This window comes from Microbacterium sp. B24, from assembly GCF_000333415.1.
Lineage (GTDB): Bacteria > Actinomycetota > Actinomycetes > Actinomycetales > Microbacteriaceae > Microbacterium.
Genome location: NZ_BADB01000186.1, coordinates 1 through 1,896 on the forward strand (window position 1 = coordinate 1; position 1,896 = coordinate 1,896).

Annotated in this window: 3 protein-coding genes and 1 tRNA gene; 1 reads left to right on the top strand and 3 read right to left on the bottom strand. The window is 69.4% G+C overall.

All coding sequences use genetic code 11. The annotated features are described in order from the left end of the window. Positions 1 to 243: FCD domain-containing protein (locus tag I5I_RS04760; protein ID WP_036317078.1), on the top strand; the 243-nt coding region annotated here is incomplete at its 5' end. 2 nt (positions 244 to 245) lie between these two features. Here I5I_RS04760 and I5I_RS04765 read toward each other — a convergent pair. From I5I_RS04765 to I5I_RS04775, 3 genes are all read right to left on the bottom strand, one after another. Then, the gene (locus I5I_RS04765) at positions 246 to 1,010 is read right to left on the bottom strand and encodes an HAD-IIB family hydrolase (RefSeq protein WP_036317080.1); all 765 of its coding nucleotides are present in this window, start codon (positions 1,008 to 1,010) and stop codon (positions 246 to 248) included. A 71-nt stretch (positions 1,011 to 1,081) separates the two neighbouring features. Continuing rightward, positions 1,082 to 1,155 (bottom strand) — tRNA-Pro (locus tag I5I_RS04770). A gap of 16 nt (positions 1,156 to 1,171) precedes the next feature. Then, positions 1,172 to 1,896, bottom strand: a 725-nt coding sequence (locus I5I_RS04775) for a metallophosphoesterase (RefSeq protein ID WP_036317082.1), incomplete at its 5' end; no start/stop codon positions are given.

Sequence of the window (1,896 nt, forward strand, 5' to 3'; positions counted from 1 at the left end):
GCCGCGACGATGGCCCGTCTTCGCACGACGATCGAGAGCTATATCCGTGCCGGTGCGCGCCGGATCTACGACTGGGACACGACCGTCCAGCGGCTGCACCGCGAGCACGGCGATATCCTCGCCGCGATCGAGTCCGGCGACGCGGAGCGCGCCCGCGAACTCGTGCGCGCCCACATCACCGCCTACTATGCGGATGCCGGGTTGCCGGCACCCTCGACCGCCGTGGTGGCCGTCGACGGCTGACGTCAGCGACGGGGGAGCGTCGGGATCAGCTCGGTGAGATAAGCGGAGGTGTGCTCCCACCCCTCCACGGCCTGGCAGGTCACACCCATCGCGAGGACGGGGTAGTCGTTGCCGTGCTCGTCGAGGCGGTCGCCGACGAACAGCATGTCATCGAGCGAGATGCCGGTGACCTCGGCGAGCTTGCGCATGCCGTACGCCTTGTCGATGCCGCGGTGGGTGATGTCGACCGACGTCGAGCCGCCGGAGCGGACCTCGAGATCGGGAATGCGCGCGGCGACCGCGTCGCGCAGCGCGTTCTTCTTCTCGCCCGTCGGGTCCCAGGCCATCTTCGCCTCGAGGGGAGCTGTCTGCCCGAGCGCGGAGAAAGTGATCTGCGAGCCGCGATCCTCCAGGATGTCTCCCCACGGCTCGGCCTCCCACAGGCCCAGGCGACGGGCCTCTTCCTCGACGGCAGCGAGGGCGCGCGACTTCTCGTCGTCGGTGAGGGCGTGCGCGTAGACCGTGCGGACGCCACCCTCCTCGAGTCGGTAGTACTGCGTCCCGCACGTGGGCATGAGGTGGAAGCGGTCGAGGGTCGCGGCATCCGCCGCCGGAAGCCGCTCGACGACCTGCGACTGGAACTGCTGCAGCTGGCCGCCCGAGATGATGGCCACCTCGACGCGCGTCGCGAGCTCGAGCAAGAGCTCTCCGATGCGGGGATCGATGGCGCTCTTGGAAGGAGCCAGCGTGTCGTCGAGATCGAACGCGATCAGGCGGGGGGTGGTCATCGGGTGCTCCCATCCGGTGAATGAGCGAGGAAAGGCCCCGCCGGATCTCTCCAGGCGGAGCCTCTCTGCTGTCGGGGTGACAGGATTTGAACCTGCGGCCTCTTCGTCCCGAACGAAGCGCGCTACCAAGCTGCGCCACACCCCGTGGCAACCCTCCGAGTCTACCCCGTCGATGCCTCCCGTGACGAATCGAGCAGGCTGTCGTCCTCGCGACGCGCGCGCAGCGTGAGCACCGACGCCTCGGGACGGCATCCGAAGCGCACCGGAGCGTAGATCGAGTGTCCGAGCCCGGCCGAGACGTTCAGCGGCACGCGACGTCCGGCAGCCGCCCAGGTGCTCAGACCGCGGGCCTGGTCGAGGGGGATGTCGCAGTTGGCCACCAGGGCGGAGGGGGAGAAGGGGATGCGCACCTGACCGCCGTGCGTGTGTCCGGCGAAGATCGCCCGGGCGCCCAGTTCGACGAATCGGTCCAAGACGCGTCGGTACGGCGCGTGCGTCACACCGATCACGAGGTCCGCATCCCGTGCAGAACGCAAGAGCCGACCGCGTCGGGCGCCCTCGAGCGCGGCAGGCAGAGCCGGCAGATCGTCCCACTCGCGGTGCGCGTCGCTGACTCCGAAGGTCTCCAGCCGCAGGCCGCCGGCCTCGACGACAGCCGCGGTGTTGTTCAGGTTCGTCCAGCCGAGCTCATCGGTGAAGTAGGCGTCCATGGCTGCCGTGTCCAGCCCCACGACGTTGCGCGGACCGGCCGACGGCCCGCGAAAGTAGTTGAGAGGATTCCGGGCCCGACGTCCGCTCACGTCGTTCGACCCATGGACGAAGAGTCCCGGCACACCGCGCAGGGGCGCGAAACGCGCACGGATGCCCTTCAACCCCTCGGCATGGC